Source organism: Methanoregula sp. (genome assembly GCA_026625165.1).
Taxonomy (GTDB): domain Archaea; phylum Halobacteriota; class Methanomicrobia; order Methanomicrobiales; family Methanospirillaceae; genus MVRE01.
Window position 1 is genome coordinate 1,118,072 of sequence record CP112999.1, and the last position, 20,068, is coordinate 1,138,139.

Below are 20,068 nucleotides of genomic sequence, written 5' to 3' on the forward strand. Positions count from 1 at the left end.
TGAACCCTGTGGTTTTATTCACCGCGCAACAGGATTGACCTGATTGCGGGATTTGATTTGTGATCCTGTATAATAGTGCAGAGACGGGAAAGGCTCACCGGCCGGTACCCGATCACTTCAGCACTTACATTGATCCTTCGTTTTTCAAAATTGACAAACGGGTATTCTGCAAGATTATTATTATGGTGGTGGCCGTGAATCACCCATCCTGAGAAAGACCCCGCTACATCGTCAGGATTATGAATCAATAAAAAGGGGATATCCAGATGCACCAGTGTCCGAAAGAGATATGCATGATTATTTTTCCCATCATGGTTTCCTTCAATCAGTGTTATGTCGCCATTCAGTCGCTCGAGGTATTCTGACGGGCTTTTTGCATATTCGCCGTAACAGAGGTCGCCGATATGGAAAATCCGGTCAACAGGTTTAACCATGCAGTTCCAGTTTTTGATCAGCATCTGGTCCATGTCGTCCACGGCATCGTGGGGAAACGGGCGGGCGCAGTACCTGATGATATTTGAATGGCCAAAGTGGAGGTCACTGATCACAAAAATATCCGGATCCTTGCTATACCTCGGGCGGGTCAGCTCAAGACCGCTTTTTTTCCGGTGCTCCTGGAGCGTCTGCTTCCAGGTTCGGTTACCATACGGGTCGTCCGGGAAAAACCAGCGGTGCTGGATGAGGTCGTATTCAGCAAGGATGTTCCCACCGCGAACCACCGTAATACGCAGACCCTCTTCATCATACAAGGGGGCATTTACAGGCACTTCTGTAAAATCCTCATTTGAGACTCCCTGCCGGATGAGCTGATGTCTGAAAAGCCCGGGTGATTTTTCTGAAGGGGGGAAAACGAGGGACGAAGTATTTTCCAGGTATTCGAATATCTCTGCAGCCCGTTGCCGGTCAAGCCTGTTTGCGATCGTCACATGGAACCATTTCTGGCCAGGATCCTGATCCCAGGTGTTCAGCGTATCTGCAAGATTCCTGACCGATCGTGCAACAGCTTCGGTGAGATCTTCAAGCGGGGGGGTGGGGGTAACCTTATAGGCGATAACTGCACCGTTGAGCCCCTGGTTTGTGTCATATCCATGCACCAGGAACGGAATAGCGCCAAAGGGTTTTGCTGCAGATTCAACCGCCCCTAACAGATCCTGTACAGAAAACCTGTCTTTTAACGTGAAAGGGCCAAAAAGTGTGATATGGGGGTGTTTCTCTGCAAATTCCTCAATGGAAAATTTCCTGATGATCTTCGCTGTGATCCGTTTAACCCTCCATTTTGTCCTTCCCAGCCGGATCTCGATTAAGAACATATTATCCGGAAATGTTATCCCCATGACCACAATCCGGTTTCAGTATTTTTCCCGAACATGGTTAAACCTTCTGACGTGATTTTATTCCTGCACAGGCAGGAGATTTTAATCGCAGGATACAATCACAGATTCGGCATAATTTCCGGACCTGCAAAAAAACCCAGTCATTGTTAGTGTCGGCATGAAATTTTTATCAGGTTGTTTCATCACGGGCGCTGCAACGGATTTACGGATTTGCACACAGACAGTTTTTTTAGATATTCTAATAAAAATAAATAAAATCTGTCGAAATTTGTGTGATATTACAGATTTAACAGAAACTTAATGAAAAAAGAGGATGCAATAAATATCATGTTTGTTCCGACAAGGATCTTCTTCACCAAAGGTGTGGGAATCCACAAGGACCGTCTCGCTTCATTTGAACTTGCGCTGCGAAAAGCGGGAATCGAACGTTGTAATCTGGTCTATGTTTCAAGTATCTTTCCCCCGAAATGCAAACAAATATCAACTGCACAGGGTTTACAGGAACTAAAATCCGGCGGGATTACGTATTGCGTCATGGCCCGGAACGAGACCAATGAACCCAACCGGCTGGTATCCGCGGCAATTGGCCTCGCCCTCCCAAAGGACGTAGCGGAGTACGGGTATCTTTCGGAACACCATGCATTTGGTGAGACCAAGGAAAAGACCGGTGAATACGCAGAAGACCTTGCTGCAACGATGCTTGCAACAACCTTAGGCATCGAGTTCGACATCAATGCCGCATGGTCTGATCGTGAACAGACCTATAAGGCAAGCGGGAAGATCATCAAGACACAGCACACCTGCCAGTCCGCTGAAGGAGACAAGAACGGGCACTGGACAACGGTTATTGCTGTTGCTGTATTTTTATAAATAATTTTTTTTTTAGTCTGATCAGGTTTAAAAATAAAAAAAATTACAATTTCTCCGCCAGTATAATCAACTTATCAGCAAGCTCCTGGACCGCAATTCTTGCCGGGCTGCTTGAGGGAATCTTTGAAACCGGAGTTGCAGCAAGGTCAGCCCTTTCCACTTCAGGATCTTCAGGGATGACTGCGATAAGATTTTTATCCCCATAATCGACCGGTGCTGAAACTGATTTGTAACGGTTGAAGACAACATGTATCCGTCCGGGGGCAAGTCCAAGCGACGTAGCGATATTTTTAATACGGGAGACCGTTCGTAAACCCCGCGCCCCGGGATCGGTGACAATAAGAAGTGCGTCGGGATTCCCGACTGTTCCCCTGCTGATGTGCTCCATTCCTGCCTCAGTATCGATTACAACGAACCGGTACTGGCGCCCGAGCTGCTGCATACATTCCGACAGCAAATCATTTGCAAAACAGTAACACCCGGTACCTTCCGGGCGGCCCATCGCAATGAGGTCAAAACCGTCTGATTCGACAAGTGCCTGGCGGAACCGGTATCTTATATACTCATGACGGGACATCCCATGAGGAATGTTCTTTGTGAATGCTTCCTCCCGCATGCTCCCCAGTGTTTCATGCACCTCGAGTCCCAGCGCTTCGTGGAGGTTTGCATTCGGATCTGCATCGACTGCAAGGACCGGTCGCTTTCCTGACTCAAGCAAAGAACGGATCAAAAGTGAACTGACGGTTGTCTTCCCGGTCCCGCCTTTGCCGGAGACCGCGACCGTGAACGATTGTTGTCCTATGGTTTCACATCCTGCCTCTTTTTATCCGGGATGATATTTCCCCTGCTGCCTGCATGATTGCCAGCGCCCCGCTACGGTCGGCAAACCGGATCCCGCAACTGGGGGTAACAATCGACTGCCGGTCAAACAGGGACACGGGTATACGGGTACAGAGTTCTGCCCGTATCGTCAGATACCTTGCATACAGGGAATCGACAGTCTCATTTGAGAACAACCGGAAATCGGCAGGGACTATGCCCCATGCAATGACCCCCCCGCGCTCCATGTATCCTGCAATAGTATCGCCAAAAAGTAAGAACTCTTTGGCTGTGGCAAATGCATCGATTGAAATGACGGAGGGTTTTAAGTCAATGACAAATTCCCAATCGGTATTGGAACAGCAGTGGATTCCCAGTCCTCCCTGAACCAGTGAAGCAATGTCCTGCCAGCCTGATCGGACAGTTTCCGGATCAATTGGCACGACAGAAGAACCAAGCGATGCGAGATACGGCTCGTTGAGCACGACCAGTGTTTCCTTCACACCGGTCTTTTTTTGCATCTCCACTTCACACCAGCGGGATCGGAGCGCGAGCAGCTTTGCGACCATATCGGCGAGTTGTGCATCATAATAGATCGGGCGTTTACCGGTATCAACCACCTGCATGCCAAATGTAACCGGTCCTGTCACCTGACACTTAAGTATAGGAAAAGAAGACAGATCATGATCCATCATCTCTGTAAAACCCGAACCAAATTCATAGTGCAGCCCATAGGGTTCGAAGTTTGTTTCCAGATAATCGGAATATATTTTTTCCGTTGATTCAAGGGTACCTGCCGTGCTGTCATAGATGAGCCTATTCTCCCGTATCATACGCCCTGGCAGTTGCTCGGAGTCGGTATAAACGATGGTTTCCTTTTGCCCACGTTCAGGCAGGGTCGGGACATATGGGAATTCGGGGAATATGGAAAGGACATCGGCACATGCCTGTTTTGGATCGGTATGGGGCAGAGCCCCGACACCCGTGGCACGGGACTGAGGGGGGGAGATCATCTTTGCCATGAGTTACCCCCGGTGTAACCTGCAGGCATCGAGCATTTTCTGCACCTCAGGAAAGAGCGAAAGATCGGTGTGCGGCAAAAATGCACTGGAGGTATACTCATCCATGAACGCAGGTTCTGCATTCAGCTCGATATAGGCGATCCTTGTGGCAATGTCATCGAGTGTCTTTCGTTTCCGACGGTTTATCAGGGCAATATTTGCTCCTGTAACTGCGCCGTTGCCAATATTTTTGATCTGGGTGATTGGAATTTCAGGGATCAGCCCGATTGTAGTAGCGTTCTTTTTGTTCAGGTAGTTACCAAATGCCCCGGCAAAGTAGATGGTGTTAATGTCCTGCCGCGATATTCCTGCCTCCTTCATCAGCGTCACACATGCGGCATGCACAGATGCCTTGCTCATAATCAAATTCTTTATATCATTTTCATTCAGCACAATATCCTTTCCAATATCAGTTTCTTCCGCCCGAACGACTACAAACTCCGGAAAATGTACCCCTTCCCGGATCCGTAAATTATTAAAACTGGTATTGATCCGCCCGTTACGGTCAATAACACAGGTCGAGAGCAGCTCTGCAAGGAGATCGATCAGTCCCGAACCGGTCAGACCCCTTGGCTTGATCCCGTTAATGGTGCTGTATATCGGGTCAAGCGTTGCAGGATCTATCACGATCATATCGATAGCACCGGGATTTGCCCGCATTCCAAAGAGGACTTCACCCCCTTCAAGTGCCGGTCCGGCAGCACCAGCGCAGGAAAACATCCACTCGCGGTTTCCCAGTACAACTTCGAAGTTTGTACCGATATCAATAAGGAGTGAAATATCTTCTTTTTCAGCCATACCGCAGGCAAGGATGTCGGCAATGATATCTCCTCCAATGAAATCGCTTACTGCGGGAAATGCAAAGAGCCCGCCATTCCTGTTGCAGGCAATTCCGATCCTGTCGGAAGCCACTGAGAGTGCCCGGCGGACAACCGGAACATATGGCTCAGCAATCATATATGCCGGATCAATCCCAAGCAGAATATGCGTCATCACCGTATTTCCTGCCACAACCACCTCATAAATATCCTCACGGTCGATTCCTGCACTGTTTGCGGCGGTGGTGAGTGCCGTATTGATGCTGTCTGCAGCAAGTGACTGAAGTTTTGTAAGGCCGTTCTTCTTTGCAAAATTCACACGGGCAAGGATATCTTCCCCACAACTGATCTGTTTGTTGTAATTAGAGGCAACGGCGTTCATTTTACCGGTAACAAGATCCCAGATGTATACAACAACGGTGGTGGATCCAAGATCTACTGCAGCGCCGTAGAGCCGCTTTGATGTGTCATTTTCCTGAAGATCGACCAGACGGTATCCTCCGGGAACAAGTGCAATGGTGCATGTCACTTTCCAGTCAGAATGACGCAGGACATAAGGTATCTCCCGAAGGACTTCGAGTGGCGCATATATTTTTTCTGCAATGGGGCCGCCGCTTTTCTGGATTCCCCACAGGAGCCGAGAGAGATCCGGAGAGGGGTCAGAAAGCGTCGGGGGCTGGAGTCTGACATAATATTTCCTGACGGAAGGGTACAACTCAATCCCAGTCTCCTGGCCTTCGATGAGTATTTTCTGTTCCTGGATCAGCGTACTGTCCGGGACAATGACCTGGATATCACCCTGAACGGTAGCCTGGCAGGCAAGACAGGCGCCTTCTATGAGTTCCTCTGAAGTAAAAAACTTCGAATTCTTCTGCGGGTCGAATTCGATCCTGCCGGATTGAACATAAACAACGCATTTTCCGCATTTTCCCTGTCCGCCACAGACTACATTGATATTCATGCCGCTGCGCTGGGCGGCATCAAGGATGGTGGTTCCACGGGGCACCTCGATCTTGCGGTAGCCTGGTAGAAAAGTTACGGTGAACATTTATTATTTCCACTCCTCAAGCAGGTATTGACCTATATCTGCCGCATCCCTTGGCCCGACCAGCACTTTCCACCCTGTCATCTCCTCAATCCTGCCGGAAAGCGGTGCTGCATACCCGGGAATAATTAACTTTTTGTGGGAAACTTCGTTTTCCACCCCGAATTTAATTAACGAGTCATGAATAAGGGTTTCGCTTAGTTTGCCTGCGGCAACAGATGTCAGAACCGATAATCCCTCTGTATCGACTATCAGCATAAAGCAGGGAATTCGGGTTGATTCAAGGTAACCCTGCAGGGTAAAAAAGGTCAGCGAAAAGTTCACCGTCATAAGCACAGGCGCATCTTTTCCGGGATTGCCTACACGGTATAATCCGGGGTTCATCTGTATCGGTTTCTGGGGATCGGTATAGATATTCTGGCGCAGTGTAAGTGCCGCCAGTGTCGAAGCCGCCGACAAAGGCAGGGTGACAATGACGGATGCATATTTTACAATTCCAAGGGCAATTGCAGCATCCTGCATATCAACACATGTTGCATCGAGAAATACCGGGTAGCCAAGATCCGGTACCGCTCTCGTTATGGAAAGCTGCCGTAAAGCTGTAGATGCAAAGATAAATTCGCCAAGGGACCGGGGGGATGGGTCCAGTACAATGTCCTGCACACCCTCTGCTGAACATGCTTGAACCAGCTGTTCTACTTGTTCGAGACCGGCGGCTTTTATTGCGAGAGGGCAGCCATGATGTTTTGCAAGGGCACACATATCTTTGAAATTCTCTTTTGTTGCTGCATGTATCATGGGTCGGTAGGTGCCGCAATGGACGAGCGCAGCAGAAAGCGCATCAACATTATCAGACATGAGCACAAGTGGAAGATCAGCAATACTCTCCACCGTGGTAACTGCAACTGATAACTTTTCCTTTGTCCCACTGGTATTTTCAATGGCAATGCCATTACACCGGAGCTCCGAACCGACCCGGGTATATACCTCGTCCCTGACTTTTTTTGTCACTGCTGTGATCTCTTCCGTTGTCTGTGTATCAGTCACTTTGAAGAGAATTCCTGGCGGGTGGTAGAATGTCTTCTCGTGCCGGTAGAGCACGAACTCCTCGCCGACAGGAAACGACCGCTCCCCTATGCCAATCCTGACGAGCCGTATAGGAGGCCGCGTACTGGCGCCGAGCACAGATCTCGCATTATCATCAAGGTACGGACACAGCTCAACATCTGCTTTTCCACCTGCAAGTTTCATGGCAAAGGTAAGGCATGTGGGATCCCCGCACTCCTTACAGTTCTTTTTTGGGAGGAGTTTGTAGATGTCAAGTGCCTTAAGTGCCATATCAGGTCCCCCCCAATTGACCTGCACTGTTTTTCAAACCGGCAAATGCTTTCTTTAGCATGCCAACTGTTTTTGGATGGCGGACACAGATAATCTCCGCCCCGGCAACCGCTGCCGCAAGTCCGGTATAGAACTCCCAGGCAATAGCCATTTCATTCTGATGTGCAGGGTCTGCCTCCCTCACTTCCTTTATAGTCAGTGAATCGATTGCTGAAGAGATCATAGGCATCGACAGGTCCAGGTCTCCTTTGAGTGCTGAGAAACGGATCCGTTCCATCGCAGAGTACGAGTATTCAAACCCGTATCCGAGGGCCCCGGTATACGGGTCAATCATGATATGGTCCCGCTTCACACCGATCTCCCGCAGCAGAATGTTGAGCTGTTTTGCGAGGTTGATATCGATGGGCGATTGTGCAATGACCGAATGGTTGTAGGCAAGAGCCGCAGCAGCAATACTCCGGTACCTTCCTGCTTCTGCAGTTCCAAGCAGCAACCTCTCTCCCTCCCCCACCTCACCACATTTCTGGAATACCTCACTATCGATCCCCGGCTCGTTGCTCCCTTCAATGATTAGGGGGAGTCTGGTTGCAGACAATACCGCTTCGACAGTTTTTCCTACCAGAGAAATATTCGAAAAATTCTTTTGCCTTGTACTGGTAAGATAGAGGCGTACCAGATCAGAACCATATATGGATTCTGCAGTTTTTGCCCATGCGATGGTATCGTCAACAAGATCGCCACAGTATTCCAAAATAATCTGCGGCCAGTAATGCGGGTCGTCGCATATCTCGAGAGCTACGAGCGGGGAGAAAGAGACCGGTGCATGGTCAAGGAATGGCAGGGTAGTTCCCCCGCCGATACAATAGGAAATCTTCCTTGTCCCGCCATCTGCAGGTGTGGCACCGAGGGTTACGCTGCCGATTGCACCCGTCCAGTCAAAACGGATATCAAAGTCCATCGGGTAACCTCACACCAGCTGTTTCATGGTCAGGGCCGGATGCCTGACACGCTCCAAAAAGGCGGTGAGATCTTCTATGGTGGTAGCCTTTGTCTCATCGGCGATCTTTATAAAGAGATCAGGACAGCCCTGCCCGATGAGTTTTTTTTGCAGCCGTTCCTTAAGTTCGTCTTTGAGCTGCAAAGGCATCCATACGAGGCGTCCGATACCGCCATCCCCCTGGAGGAACCTGTCCGAGAGGATAAAATTCTTGGAAATGCCCGCAAATCCCGGGGTCTGGGCTCCGCCCCCGATAGTCCCGGCAAGCGTGGAAAATGTCATTCCTGATGGTGTGACTCCTTTGAATTCCCGGTTCACGACCATAATTCCGTTTGCTTCCGGAAGCATGAGGGCAATGCATTCAAAACACCCGCAACAGGTCATAGGGTACTCCATGACACTGTATAGTGAACAACGGTCGATTTCACCATGACTGGCCTTTTTTACAAACCTGTTGACACCGTCAAACTCCCCGTTCCGGGCATTGAGAAGTACACCTTTTTCGACCGGCTGGTTTGCACCGGCCGGAGAGATTTCGTACGCAATCTTCCCGTCAAGCCAGCTGATAGCCCCGCAGAGAGCCGGTCGTTCAGGGGTGATCACGCACACGTGGTTTGGGGCAAAGGTCTGGCAGAGCGTACAGGAATAATATGTATCTACGTCCTCATCGCGCATTCCCCGAATCCTGGCATCGCGTTCTTCATAAACAGTGTCTGCTTCCTTTTTTGCTGCAAGCACTTTATTCTCATCGGTGATCAGTGTGACTGCAACGGCATCGAGCAGCTGGGGGAAGTCCATCCGGAACTTGCCTGCAAGAAGTTTACCGAGATGCATGATCTTCACTCCCTTTGCAACTGCCTCTTTTGATATCCTCACCCAGATAAGATCGCGCTGGGCGACATGCCATGATCCCTCACCATAATTGACAAAGTTATGGATCCGTCGCTCGAGCACCGGTTCATACTCTTTTTTCATGGATTTACCGGAGACTTCAATGATAATGCCAAGCGGGTTTGCAGATCCTTCCTTCATCTCTTCAATCTCTGGACCAAGAACGGTAACCTGCCCATCTTGTATATCCCCGGGATTCCGCATTTTTAAGAGTTCAAATGCCGGAGACCTGCCACCGCCAAATTCCACATACATCTCCTCTTTTCTTATGCTCTTGCCTTCAAATGCGGGAGAACATCCCATAGGGATCGGGATTGCAGTCACCGTCACCCTGATGCCTTTTGCATCCATACCTCGCTGGACGGCAAGTTCCGGTTGTGCGTCAACCCATCCTTCTAGGGTATATCCTCCAAGTGATATGATAGGAAAACCGAGCACCCTCATTGCGTCAACAAGTGCAACATCTTCATCTGAGAGACCGGGGAAAACGATCACAATCGCCTTTGCACGCTCGGCAGCATATTTCAGGAGCCGCGCAGTATCCCCGGGCGTGACACCGCCAAACATCAAAGCAACCCGCGACACAATATCAACAAAGTGCACTCCGTGCAGATTAGTAGACCCAAGCGGGATGAGCCGGTATTCAAGCCCGAGCTTCACTCCCGCGATGAGGAGTTCAGGAACGACTCCTCCGGCAAGGAATGTGAGCATATATTTTTCCTGCAATTCCCTGCAGATGCCAGAAGCGGTGCCTGCATTCACCGGCTTTCCGATTAAGAGAGCAAGTCCGAGTATACTACCGTCCACAAGCGAATAGCCAAGTTTGCGCAGCACGGTGTCGCCTATGAAACCGGTATAGGGGGATGGTTCTTTCCCTTCACGCCCGGTTTTTTCTGAGAGGAGACATTCAGCGGCAATGATTGGGTTGTATGAAGTCCGTACGTATGCATCAAGTGCGGATGCGCGGTCCCTCACGTCAATTCCTGTGAGTGCAAACGAAACCGGCAGGTGGTATGCGGTCTCATCGGACACTTGGAGAACCGATATCGACTGCATCTGTTTTCTTAATAATTCCTTACCATTCGCTACTGTGTTTTTTACTTCGGTCATTATCACTCACCCTCTGATCTCATCGTTGCCCTGTGCATCACATATAGTTTCGGTACGGGACCCATCCGGCTTTATGCAAGAGAAATATCTTTGGAATTGGAAAAGAACAAAAATATTTATCCTGTTTAAATGATATTCTTTATAACGAGAGGCTGAACAATGAGAATATTTGAGAATAAAACCTGTTTTCTCGCAATCGTCCTGCTCTGTGCTGTGATATGTATTGCTCTTCCTGTGACGGCAGCAGATGGAATTTTGACTATCACGCTTCGTGGATCAGGCGGATATAACCTGGGAGATACCATTATTTTTGACGGGATTAACACGGCTGGAAACACCACTTTGATTAAAATCACCGGACCCGGGTTACCCTCCGAAGGCGTCCCACCATATGATCTTTCGGGCACATCTGGAACAGGTAATATCGTGAGCGTAACTCCTGGAGGCAAATGGACATTCCGTTGGGACTCCCCGAAAAACTCCATGAAATTACAATCCGCAAAATACACCATTATTGCATCTGACAATGCATTCCCGGAAAAGACTTCTTCAACAAGCATATTCCTTAAAAAACCAGAATTTTTTATTATGGTGAAGCCGTCTTCTGCCCGTGCCGGGGATTATGTAGAGATCACAGGAATTGCGGAAAGCGGTGTCGATTATATCAAATTTAATGTGTCTGATGATGCATCCGGTAAAGTGGTTCACACATATCTGGCGCCAGTAAGCGGTACCGGTTCCTTCCAGTATGGATTCCATGTGGACATGAACCCCGGACAGTACAACATTGTTGGTACGAACCCCTCCATGGGAAATAACCTTGCTGCGGTCCTCACCGTAATTGAACCGCAGGCAACCGGAAATCCCGCTGACTCGAACGTCACCGTGCAGCCCACAAGTCTGACTACCCTGGTTCAAACCCAAGCAGATGAGACCACTACGGTCACTACAAACATGGAGGGCACACTATCCAAGACCGGTATCGCACCAGTTACAATCATTCTCGCTCTCTGTGTCTTTGGTGCGGTTATGATCCTACGATCAGATATCAGAAAGAATTGATCACGGTCGATTCTCTCCTTTTTTACATCTTTCATTCCAAAGTATTCAACATAAGATATATCGGAATTCTGGAACATATGATATACCGGCACCTGATATGAAAAAATTGAAAAAAATTTCATTTATTGCTCGTATGCCTGACATACCAGGTGCTCTGCACCGGGCAGCAGCAATATGTCGGAAATATGGTTCAAACATCAACCGTCTCCAGTATGACAGGAGGATCGATCCTGCTACTGTTTTTTTTGAAGTAACTACCGATACAGGATCTTTTAAAAAAATTACTGAAGAACTTGGGCGAATCGGGTATCTCCAGACGTCGATAAAACCGGTCAGTTTTTTAAAATTTTACGCATATCTCCCACATCGTTCCGGATCACTTGACGAATTTCTTGGATATACCACAAACGCGGGTGCCAATATTGCCCTTATTGATTTTGATGATACCGGGCGTCATCCTGAACGGTTAACGGTAAGCCTGAATGTCGAACAGAGTGATGAAGTAGACCAGCTTATGGATAATCTGAAATCCCGCTATCGTCTTGAGATCCTTGATTATGACAATAGCGGCAGGCAGCTGGATGATACAATTTTTTATGTAAAATTTGCTCAGAATATCCGCAACCTTATCGGTGAGGCAGAGGACTCATTCCTGCTCTCATTCCTTGCTGATACCAATCATATCGCGCAGGAACTGACAGGCAGAGGCAATGATCCAAAGAAAGTGTTTGGGAGTGTTCTTGCAACCGGACAGACCCTGCATGCAACTACAGGTGTCTGTTTCTATGCGGATGTGCAGCAATTTTGCATTACCCCTGATGTTAACCTCTTGTGCTTCCAGATGCCGTGCGGCGGTAATATTTTTGTTTTTTCAGCGGCAGACGAACTCGTCATGGTGGATACCGGCTACGGGATTTACTATCCTGATGTAACCCGCATGTTTACTTATTATGGTCTGAATGATGGGCGACCCCTCTCGCGGATAATAGTTACCCACGCTGATGCAGACCACTGTGGCGCCAGCGGTTATTTCAAAGTCCCGGTGTATCTCCACTCTGCAACAATTGAGATTATCCGACAGAACAACCGCGCTTACGGTTCGCGCAGCGAGAGGTCTATCCTCGAGGCATTTTACACCAACATGATCAACGTGTTCTCGAAGTTTACGTCACCTGTCAATATCCATCCTTTTCATCTGCCAGAAAAATCCGTTCGGGGGATATTTCCCATTCTTGAAACCCTGCGAATCGGGGATCTCGATCTTGAGGTTCTTGAAAGTCCTGGTGGACATCTCTGCGGGCAAATCTACCTATATTCAAAAGAGCAGGGTTTGCTGCTTGCTGCTGACTCCATCATCAACTTTGCCAGCCTGACACCTGAGCGTTCTGCATATAACGCGCTTGCAAATTTTCTTGTCACATCAGTGAATGTGGACAGTGAACTTGCACGAACGGAGCGCAAAGAGCTCTTTGACCTTATCTCCGCAACCGATGCCGCGCTCAGGCCACAGAAAAAGCGCTGCATTGTCTGCGGTGGGCACGGTGCTGTCTCTGTTTATAATGAGGGAAAGATGGTGACTTACGGCGAGGTGGAACACTACGGGGCGGTTGTGCCGGAAACCTAATGCAAAGCTGTAATACATGGGGTGCCGGAACTGCGATTACAGCCGGAAAATTTTTGAGATTGAAAATTAATACGGCCGGTTTTTTCTTCATTGTGAAAATTTTTTAACCGGTATTTTTTTACCATGCAAGCGATATCTGGCAAGCTGCCGGCACATAATTATAGATTATGCAGATTATTCGTGAATCTCATACATCATAGTTCGTTACAATAATTTCCCTGGTTCCAATTCGCCGTTCGCCATTACAATTAATAAATCGTTTTGCATCAACAGTTCCAATGGTAAATCCGACAAAAAGATCCTCAATTTCTGAAACTTTTGAATTGCTTAACATCAACTGGACGCCTTTTTTTGAGAGCTTTTTGAAAACAGCTGTAAGACGTTTTTGGTCATCAAACGTAAAACCATTCGAATTGTAATCGGTAAAATTTGCGGTTTTAGATATTGGGTGGTAGGGTGGATCGAAATATATAAAATCGCCTTTTTTTGCTGATTTAACTGCCTGTTCAAAATCAATGTTTAAAATTGTTACATTTTTTAGCATATGACTGAATTTAAAAATAGAATGCTCAGTTGGCAGGCTCCTTTTTTCATAACGGCCGAACGGCACATTGAACTTTCCCTTACTGTTCACTCTCCAGAGCCCGTTGTATCCATGTTTGTTAAGATAAATAAAAAGTGCCGCCCTCCTTACGTTATTTCCCGGGAGCCCGGTTAGCATGTTAAATTCATTTTTCAGATTTCTGAATGCTTCTTCACTATTTTCGAATTCTTTGTGCGACAAAGCATCAATTAATTTTTCTGGATCTTTTTTAACGACGTTATAGAGATTTATCAATTCACTGTTCAGATCGGAAATGACGGCCTTGGAAATTTTCTTTTCGTTTTGGAGGTTGGCCAATAATGCCCCCCCACCAACAAATGGCTCGTAATAGGTGTTCCAGCTATCAGGAAGACGTTTGCCAATCTCACAAAGCAGTTGACGCTTACCACCGGCCCATTTGACAAACGGTCTTAACACAGTAAGAAAATTCCCCCCTCTTTGAATAAAATCTTCCCTATCGATCATTAGTTCCAGATTCCGGGTCAATAAATGAAAGTCATCATTTTTTGCGAAATTCTCATTTACTTATGCGATGATATGCTTTCATAAGGAGGAGTATGGCAGACAACAGGGTTCAGGAAATGATGTTGCTGATGGCATCGAAGATCCGCGCGATCTCAAAGACAATATCTGATGAGCGGGTGGAACAATTCCTTGCTGAACTGCTCCATGCGCAACGGATCTATGTAATAGGAGCGGGAAGGTCAGGGCTTGTGGCTAAAGCGTTTGCAATGCGGCTCATGCACCTGGGTTTACAAGCGTTTGTTGTCGGGGAAACGATCACCCCTGCTCTGAGCAGGAATGATGTGATGGTCGTGTTCTCCGGTTCCGGTAAAACAAAGACCGTGGCAGATCTTGCGGAGACAGCCAAGGAGATCGGGGCGCATATCTGCCTAATTACTTCGAATCCCGATTCACGGATCGGAAAAATTGCCGATTGTATCGTGATCATCGAACACCACCGTGATGAGGTGGATGATGATGCTGTTGAATTCGAGATCCGGCAGATGCTGGGCGAACATAAATCGTTTGCTCCTTTGGGGACGCTCTTTGAAACGGTATCGGTAATATTTGCTGATGCGGTCATCTCCCGTCTCATGGAAATTACAAAGACCGATGAGAACACACTGAAGGGACGGCATACCAATATTGAGTGAAAGAGGGGGAAACATGCAGGAACGATTTGCAGAACGTGTCCGGGGAATCGAAATTTCAGGGATCCGCCGGATCTTTGAGGCGGCAGGCCCGGATTCGATAAACCTGGGACTCGGCCAACCTGATTTCGACACGCCGCAGCACATCAAGGACGCAGCGATTCGGGCAATACAGGAGGGTAAAACCGGTTACACGACCAACAATGGTATCCCGGAACTCCGTGCCGCGATCTGTGATAAATTTAAAAAAGAGAACGGGCTTGCCTACCAGCCGGACCAGTTGATTGTAACCGCTGGCGCAAGTGAAGCACTGCATATTATAATGCAGGCTCTTGTGGATGAGGGTGACCGCATTCTCTGCGGTGATCCGGGGTTTGTGTCATATGCCGCGCTAGCGACTATGGCCGGCGGCCGCCCTGTCAGCGTCCCGCTTGATCCTACGCTGCATGTCGATATAGAAGCCGCAAAAACCCTGATGGATGGTGCCCGGATGTTTGTCCTCAATTCCCCGGGAAACCCGACCGGCGCAGTTGAGAGCAAGGAGTCGATCAAGGCAATCGTCGAGTATGCCAACGATCGCGGGGTAACCGTAGTTTCCGATGAAGTCTATGAGCACTTTATCTACGGGAAAAAACACTGGAGTGCTGCGCAATTCGGTGAGGATGTTATCACAGTCAATGCGACAAGCAAGACGTATGCAATGACGGGTTGGAGGTTAGGCTACCTGGCCGCTCCTCAGAACGTAGTTGGACAATGCCTGAAAGTGCACCAGTATTGCCAGGCATGCGCCACTTCCATCTCCCAGTATGCCGCTGTTGCTGCATATACCGGTGACCAGAGGCTTGTTAGTGTAATGCGCGATGAGTACCGGGCACGCCGGGATCTTCTCTGCAAGGCACTAAATAGGATGGGTTTTGAATTCCCGGAACCTGAAGGTGCGTTCTACACGTTCGTCCCGATGAAACCGGCACTCGCACAAAGAATCATCGAAAGTGGCGTCATTATCGTTCCGGGTTCTGCATTTGGCATGAATGCACCGGAGTATGCACGCCTGAGCTATGCAGCGTCCCGGGAAAACCTGAACCGTGCTATTGATAGGATACGACAGGCAATTGGTGAATGATATGACCAGGGAATTATTAAAAAAACTCTCCAATGCCCACGGGGTTTCCGGCAGTGAGGGAAGCGTTATTTCTGTTATAAAAAAGGAGCTCAAAGGGCACGTTGACGAGATGACTCAGGACTCGATGGGAAACCTCATCGCAGTAAAAAAAGGCAACAAATTCAAAGTTATGATCGCTGCCCACATGGATGAGATCGGGCTGATGGTTAAATTTGTTGATGATAAGGGATTTATCCGGTTCGTGGCTCTTGGCGGTTGGTATGCCCCGACACTGTACAACCAGCGCGTTGTCCTGCATGGCACAAAAGGTAAGTGTTACGGTGTGATAGGGGGGAAACCCCCGCACATGATGGATGAGGACGAACGCAAGAAAGGGGTGAAGGTTGATGAGATGTTCATCGATGTGGGGGCTTGTAAGCGAGAGGACGTTGAAAAGCTTGGCATCGAAGTCGGCACCCCGGTAACCATCGACCGGGAATTTGCCGAACTCGCCAATGACCGGGTGACTGGCAAGGCATTTGACAACCGTGCGGGTGTTGCCCTGCTGATCAAAACCCTGCAGCAGGTTGATTCACCGTTCACCATTTTTGGTGTCTTCACCGTGCAGGAAGAGGTCGGCCTCAAAGGTGCGCGGACGAGCGCATATTCCCTGAATCCAGATTGTGCGATAGCGACCGATGTGACCATCCCCGGCGACCATATTGGTATTGACATGAAAGATGCACCGGTAGAAATGGGAAAAGGCCCGGTCGTTACGATTGTCGATTCCAGCGGGCGCGGGCTCATAGCTCACCGTGGTGTGGTAAAATGGTTAAAAGATGTTGCTGCCCGGCACTCCATTCCGGTCCAGATGGAAGTGGGTAGTGGCGGAACTACCGATGCTACCGCTATCCACCTTACCAAAGGAGGAATTCCAAGCACCACCATCAGCATACCTTCGCGTTATATCCATTCTCCGGTCGAGGTGCTTGATACAAAAGATATCGATGCCGGTATCGAGCTTCTGGTGCAGGCACTCAAGGTTAAGCCAGATCTTTCATGAATTTTTAAATTTTTAAAAAAAATTACGCCCCGGCCGGGACTTGAACCCGGGTCAAAAGATCCGCAATCTTCTAGGATGTCCACTACCCCACCGGGACACGAGACTGAAACTTATGGTTCCCTTATCGACCGTCTTGATAATCTGCAGGACGATTCCGCTGTATCGAGCGTTCGTAACCTGCACATCCCTTCGAAAAGGAAGTGCATAAATTCCATATTAACACTGTGCCAATTGGTAAAGAACATATCGCTAAAAACCGGATCCAATGTGGCCGTAGCTGACGGTGGAGCTGTTGACTGCGGCACTCATGGTCTTTTTAAAAACCGTTAATTGGGCGTAAAAAGCATAAAACAAGTTTAATCATGATATCAGTGAATTATTTAAAAATTTTTACCAAACAAGAAAAATCACAAATAATTACAAAAAAAGATTAATTTTACGTTACTTCTTCTTTGCCTTCTTTGCGGCTGGTTTCTTCGCTGCCTTCTTTGCGGCTGGTTTCTTCGCTGCTGCCATTACAAGTCCACCTCCTGCCACATTTCGTTATTTAACTCATTAATTTAATTATTTAAAATATTTGTGGTAAATTTAAGGCATGAATGCAATTCCGGTTCGTTTTAATTGTGCTAATGTGGGTATGCATCCCAATTTTCTGACATGATTTCTGACTTAGTACATTTCATCCAATCGGGATAAACAATTTAAATTGTATCCGCTAACGGAAGAATATATGAAAAAACCTTTTATTATCGGGGTTATTGGTGGAATTTTCGGACTGGCTGCTGCGCTTTTTATGATTGTCACCTCAACTTCCAATGAATTTACCCTGTCAGGTGTCCAGGCAGCGCTTTTTTCAAGCATGGGACTGATGGGGGCAGCAATAACGTCAAGTGAAACAAAGTTCGCCGGCTGGATGCTCATATCTTCGGCGGTATGGATCCTTATCACCACTCCCCTAGCGGGAACACTCTCGGTCATTTATCTCTATGCACCCGCAATAATCTGTCTGGGCGCCGCAGGTGCACTTGCTCTTCTCGAACAGGAACCTGATAATCAAACCCTGTAAGCTGTTTAATTGTTCGTTTAAAATCAGGAAGATTACTCGCATCAGTTTTTATTTTATCAATACATATAAATGGAGCAATGCGCCCGTCATATCCTGGCAGGATCCTGCTTCGCTGGTGCGATCACTGCCATGTCCCGGTTCTTGAAAAACAATGTTATTGCGAAAAGATGACACGAGCCGTGCCTGTAACACCACCTGGTGACGCACGTCCTGCGTTTGAAGCTGATATCCATCTAATCAATACCATTTACACTGATCATTTCGGGGCCCCTCTTGTTCCATCAGGCCATATTGTTCTTTTGAATAAAGTGCCGGATAAGGACCGGATGGAAGAAATCATTATCGGCGGCGGAATTGCAGGATCGATCCGTTACATCCCCAACGAACACCGGTGGGAGCCGATTCCCCGACCTGAGGCTGGTCTTCTTCTCATCCCAAAAAAACGTTTTGTTATAGTAGATGACGGGGCAGTAATGCCAATCCGTGACATGGGGGCAAGCGTCCTTGCACCAGGGCTTGTCACTATTGATGATGCAGTGGAATGTGGGGATGAAGTACTCATACTCGATAAACACAAAACCTGTATTGGGGCAGGAAGAGCCCGGGCCGATTCAGAATCGGCACGAACGATGAAACATGGCGTCATAATCAGGACCCGGAAAAATATTCTCTCGATAATTATTCCCGGAACCGCAACATGGGAAGATGCCGTCAGGGCAAATACAGCCGTTCTGGAGCGGGCCGAATCGGCAACAGTCGGATTTGTTCAGGATGTCGCTAGATCCACCGGTTTGCACAAGAATGTGTCATATTCGGGGGGAAAGGACAGCCTGGCCACATTCCTTGTTGTCACAAAAGCACTCGGGAAGACCCCGCTCCTTTTTGCCGATACCGGGATGGAGTTTCCGGAAACCTATGCGAATATCGATACAATTTCACAGCGTTACGATGTTGATGTAGTGAGAACGGATGGGCAGACCAAATTCTGGGAGATATTCAGCCATCGGGGTCCCCCTGCGGTCAATGCCCGGTGGTGCTGTAAAACCTGCAAACTTGATCCCATCCAGCACCTTATCCGTGAAAAGTGGGGAGAGTGCCTTTCATTTATCGGTCAGCGCAAATATGAGTCCATGCAACGAGCCCGGAGCAAACGCATCTGGAAAAATCCCAATGTCCCGGCACAGACCTGTGCTGCACCCATTCAAAACTGGACCGCGCTTCATGTGTGGCTTTACCTGATGCGCGAACATGCACCTCACAATATTCTATATGAACGCGGGTTGGACAGGATCGGTTGTTTCATGTGCCCGTCCAGCGATATGGCATTGATCCGGATGATTGAATCAAAATACCCTTCCTTATGGAGCAGTTGGCAGGAGCGCCTATGCCAGTGGCAGGAATCCCAGGGGCTTCAAAAGGATTGGGTTTTTGAAGGGAGATGGCGATTACAAGGAGGGAATCCAGTACTTGAAGAAGATAGTGATTGTTGACTATGGCCTCGGCAACATGCGCAGTGTCATCCGTGGACTGGAAAATGCTGGTGCAAAAGCAGTTATCACATCAGATCCTTTTGAGATCGCGAGTGCAGAAGCAATTGTACTGCCCGGAGTTGGAGCTTTCCATGAGGGGATGGACCAGCTGGGTTCGCTTAAGGAAACGGTTGTTGCCGCGGTGCGGGACATTCCCCTGCTTGGGATCTGTCTGGGCATGCAGATGCTCATGGATACGAGCGAGGAACATGGGGCGCACAGAGGACTTGGGTTGATCCCCGGGCATGTAAAAAAATTTCCATCAGTCCCGGGTATGAAAGTGCCTCATATGGGTTGGAACTCCATCTGCATCGAGAAACCGGACAATCCGCTTTTTGAGGGATTTGCATCAGAAGAATACGTGTATTTCGTTCATTCATATTACGCTGATACAACACCTGATTTTACGCTCACGTCCACAACATATATCTGCCCGTTTGCATCGTCAATATGCAAACACAATGCTTATGGGGTCCAGTTCCATCCGGAAAAAAGTGGTGAGATTGGATTAAAAATGCTTAAAAATTTTATAAATCTGATATAATTATCTTTTAAATCCGGATTGGATTTGTTTTCATGTA

General features: G+C 48.2%; 18 protein-coding genes and 1 tRNA gene. 9 read left to right on the plus strand and 10 right to left on the minus strand.

What is annotated here, in order from left to right:
- Nucleotides 1-14: 14 nt before the first annotated feature.
- Nucleotides 15-1,334 carry a 2'-5' RNA ligase family protein gene (locus tag OS112_05875; protein WAC04005.1) on the minus strand — a complete coding sequence of 440 codons (1,320 nt, stop codon included), beginning with the start codon at nt 1,332-1,334 and terminating at the stop codon, nt 15-17.
- A gap of 327 nt (nt 1,335-1,661) precedes the next feature.
- On the opposite strand from OS112_05875, the gene OS112_05880 reads away from it, so the two are divergent.
- Entirely contained in the window at nt 1,662-2,204 is a 543-nt protein-coding gene (locus OS112_05880; GenBank protein WAC06145.1) for an arginine decarboxylase, pyruvoyl-dependent, read from the plus strand.
- A gap of 43 nt (nt 2,205-2,247) precedes the next feature.
- Here the strand turns inward: OS112_05880 and OS112_05885 are convergent, their stop codons facing one another.
- From OS112_05885 to OS112_05915, 7 genes are all read right to left on the minus strand, one after another.
- Nucleotides 2,248-3,006: an AAA family ATPase gene (locus OS112_05885; protein ID WAC06146.1), complete on the minus strand. Its 759-nt coding sequence runs from the start codon at nt 3,004-3,006 to the stop codon at nt 2,248-2,250.
- 4 nt (nt 3,007-3,010) lie between these two features.
- Complete coding sequence (locus tag OS112_05890; GenBank protein WAC04006.1) at nt 3,011-4,045, minus strand: hypothetical protein; 1,035 nt, start codon at nt 4,043-4,045, stop codon at nt 3,011-3,013.
- Nucleotides 4,046-4,048: 3 nt separating this feature from the next.
- Entirely contained in the window at nt 4,049-5,950 is a 1,902-nt protein-coding gene (locus OS112_05895; GenBank protein WAC04007.1) for an ASKHA domain-containing protein, read from the minus strand.
- A 3-nt stretch (nt 5,951-5,953) separates the two neighbouring features.
- Nucleotides 5,954-7,285: an acetyl-CoA decarbonylase/synthase complex subunit gamma gene (gene acsC / locus OS112_05900; GenBank protein ID WAC04008.1), complete on the minus strand. Its 1,332-nt coding sequence runs from the start codon at nt 7,283-7,285 to the stop codon at nt 5,954-5,956.
- 1 nt (nt 7,286) lies between these two features.
- Nucleotides 7,287-8,243: an acetyl-CoA decarbonylase/synthase complex subunit delta gene (locus OS112_05905; protein ID WAC04009.1), complete on the minus strand. Its 957-nt coding sequence runs from the start codon at nt 8,241-8,243 to the stop codon at nt 7,287-7,289.
- 9 nt (nt 8,244-8,252) lie between these two features.
- Nucleotides 8,253-10,283, minus strand: a complete 2,031-nt coding sequence (gene acsB, locus OS112_05910) for an acetyl-CoA decarbonylase/synthase complex subunit alpha/beta (protein WAC04010.1) — start codon at nt 10,281-10,283, stop codon at nt 8,253-8,255.
- Between the two features lie 125 nt (nt 10,284-10,408).
- A complete protein-coding gene (locus tag OS112_05915) occupies nt 10,409-10,843 on the minus strand; it encodes a hypothetical protein (GenBank protein ID WAC04011.1) in 435 nt (144 codons plus the stop codon).
- Nucleotides 10,844-10,871: 28 nt separating this feature from the next.
- Here OS112_05915 and OS112_05920 point away from each other — a divergent pair, with 28 nt between their 5' ends.
- Both OS112_05920 and OS112_05925 read left to right on the plus strand, forming a co-directional pair.
- Nucleotides 10,872-11,345 (plus strand): hypothetical protein, encoded by a 474-nt coding sequence (locus OS112_05920; protein WAC04012.1) that lies wholly within the window; start codon nt 10,872-10,874, stop codon nt 11,343-11,345.
- A 133-nt stretch (nt 11,346-11,478) separates the two neighbouring features.
- A complete protein-coding gene (locus OS112_05925) occupies nt 11,479-12,969 on the plus strand; it encodes an MBL fold metallo-hydrolase (protein ID WAC04013.1) in 1,491 nt (496 codons plus the stop codon).
- Nucleotides 12,970-13,156: 187 nt separating this feature from the next.
- On the opposite strand, the gene OS112_05930 is transcribed toward OS112_05925, so the two are convergent.
- On the minus strand, nt 13,157-14,038 hold the full coding sequence (locus tag OS112_05930) for a DNA adenine methylase (GenBank protein ID WAC04014.1): 882 nt from the start codon (nt 14,036-14,038) through the stop codon (nt 13,157-13,159).
- Between the two features lie 92 nt (nt 14,039-14,130).
- Here OS112_05930 and hxlB point away from each other — a divergent pair, with 92 nt between their 5' ends.
- From hxlB to OS112_05945, 3 genes are read left to right on the plus strand one after another with little or no spacing between them, the layout of a single operon-like run.
- Nucleotides 14,131-14,730: a 6-phospho-3-hexuloisomerase gene (hxlB, locus tag OS112_05935; GenBank protein WAC04015.1), complete on the plus strand. Its 600-nt coding sequence runs from the start codon at nt 14,131-14,133 to the stop codon at nt 14,728-14,730.
- Between the two features lie 13 nt (nt 14,731-14,743).
- A complete protein-coding gene (locus OS112_05940; GenBank protein ID WAC04016.1) occupies nt 14,744-15,850 on the plus strand; it encodes a pyridoxal phosphate-dependent aminotransferase in 1,107 nt (368 codons plus the stop codon).
- Between the two features lies 1 nt (nt 15,851).
- On the plus strand, nt 15,852-16,892 hold the full coding sequence (locus tag OS112_05945; protein WAC04017.1) for a M42 family metallopeptidase: 1,041 nt from the start codon (nt 15,852-15,854) through the stop codon (nt 16,890-16,892).
- Between the two features lie 25 nt (nt 16,893-16,917).
- On the opposite strand, the gene OS112_05950 is transcribed toward OS112_05945, so the two are convergent.
- Nucleotides 16,918-16,989 (minus strand) — tRNA-Arg (locus tag OS112_05950).
- Nucleotides 16,990-17,622: 633 nt separating this feature from the next.
- On the opposite strand from OS112_05950, the gene OS112_05955 reads away from it, so the two are divergent.
- The 3 genes from OS112_05955 to hisH all read left to right on the plus strand — a co-directional run bounded on the left by OS112_05955 (nt 17,623) and on the right by hisH (nt 20,031).
- Nucleotides 17,623-17,958 (plus strand): hypothetical protein, encoded by a 336-nt coding sequence (locus OS112_05955; protein WAC04018.1) that lies wholly within the window; start codon nt 17,623-17,625, stop codon nt 17,956-17,958.
- Nucleotides 17,959-18,035: 77 nt separating this feature from the next.
- Nucleotides 18,036-19,448: a phosphoadenosine phosphosulfate reductase family protein gene (locus OS112_05960; GenBank protein WAC04019.1), complete on the plus strand. Its 1,413-nt coding sequence runs from the start codon at nt 18,036-18,038 to the stop codon at nt 19,446-19,448.
- Nucleotides 19,426-20,031, plus strand: coding sequence for an imidazole glycerol phosphate synthase subunit HisH (gene hisH / locus OS112_05965; GenBank protein WAC04020.1), 606 nt, complete (start codon nt 19,426-19,428; stop codon nt 20,029-20,031). The genes OS112_05960 and hisH overlap by 23 nt, the downstream gene beginning before the upstream one ends.
- The last annotated feature ends 37 nt before the right edge of the window (nt 20,032-20,068 follow it).

What these genes read in the sequence shown, in the direction of transcription:
- OS112_05920 (WAC04012.1), top strand. Translation starts at nt 10,872, where the DNA reads ATGGTGAAGCCGTCTTCTGCCCGTGCCGGGGATTATGTAGAGATCACA.
- OS112_05915 (WAC04011.1), bottom strand. Translation starts at nt 10,843, where the DNA reads ATGCTTGTTGAAGAAGTCTTTTCCGGGAATGCATTGTCAGATGCAATA.
- OS112_05890 (WAC04006.1), bottom strand. Translation starts at nt 4,045, where the DNA reads ATGGCAAAGATGATCTCCCCCCCTCAGTCCCGTGCCACGGGTGTCGGG.
- OS112_05945 (WAC04017.1), top strand. Translation starts at nt 15,852, where the DNA reads ATGACCAGGGAATTATTAAAAAAACTCTCCAATGCCCACGGGGTTTCC.
- OS112_05895 (WAC04007.1), bottom strand. Translation starts at nt 5,950, where the DNA reads ATGTTCACCGTAACTTTTCTACCAGGCTACCGCAAGATCGAGGTGCCC.
- hxlB (WAC04015.1), top strand. Translation starts at nt 14,131, where the DNA reads ATGGCAGACAACAGGGTTCAGGAAATGATGTTGCTGATGGCATCGAAG.
- OS112_05880 (WAC06145.1), top strand. Translation starts at nt 1,662, where the DNA reads ATGTTTGTTCCGACAAGGATCTTCTTCACCAAAGGTGTGGGAATCCAC.
- OS112_05940 (WAC04016.1), top strand. Translation starts at nt 14,744, where the DNA reads ATGCAGGAACGATTTGCAGAACGTGTCCGGGGAATCGAAATTTCAGGG.
- acsC (WAC04008.1), bottom strand. Translation starts at nt 7,285, where the DNA reads ATGGCACTTAAGGCACTTGACATCTACAAACTCCTCCCAAAAAAGAAC.
- OS112_05960 (WAC04019.1), top strand. Translation starts at nt 18,036, where the DNA reads ATGCGCCCGTCATATCCTGGCAGGATCCTGCTTCGCTGGTGCGATCAC.
- OS112_05955 (WAC04018.1), top strand. Translation starts at nt 17,623, where the DNA reads ATGAAAAAACCTTTTATTATCGGGGTTATTGGTGGAATTTTCGGACTG.
- OS112_05905 (WAC04009.1), bottom strand. Translation starts at nt 8,243, where the DNA reads ATGGACTTTGATATCCGTTTTGACTGGACGGGTGCAATCGGCAGCGTA.
- OS112_05875 (WAC04005.1), bottom strand. Translation starts at nt 1,334, where the DNA reads ATGGGGATAACATTTCCGGATAATATGTTCTTAATCGAGATCCGGCTG.
- OS112_05930 (WAC04014.1), bottom strand. Translation starts at nt 14,038, where the DNA reads ATGATCGATAGGGAAGATTTTATTCAAAGAGGGGGGAATTTTCTTACT.
- OS112_05925 (WAC04013.1), top strand. Translation starts at nt 11,479, where the DNA reads ATGCCTGACATACCAGGTGCTCTGCACCGGGCAGCAGCAATATGTCGG.
- acsB (WAC04010.1), bottom strand. Translation starts at nt 10,283, where the DNA reads ATGACCGAAGTAAAAAACACAGTAGCGAATGGTAAGGAATTATTAAGA.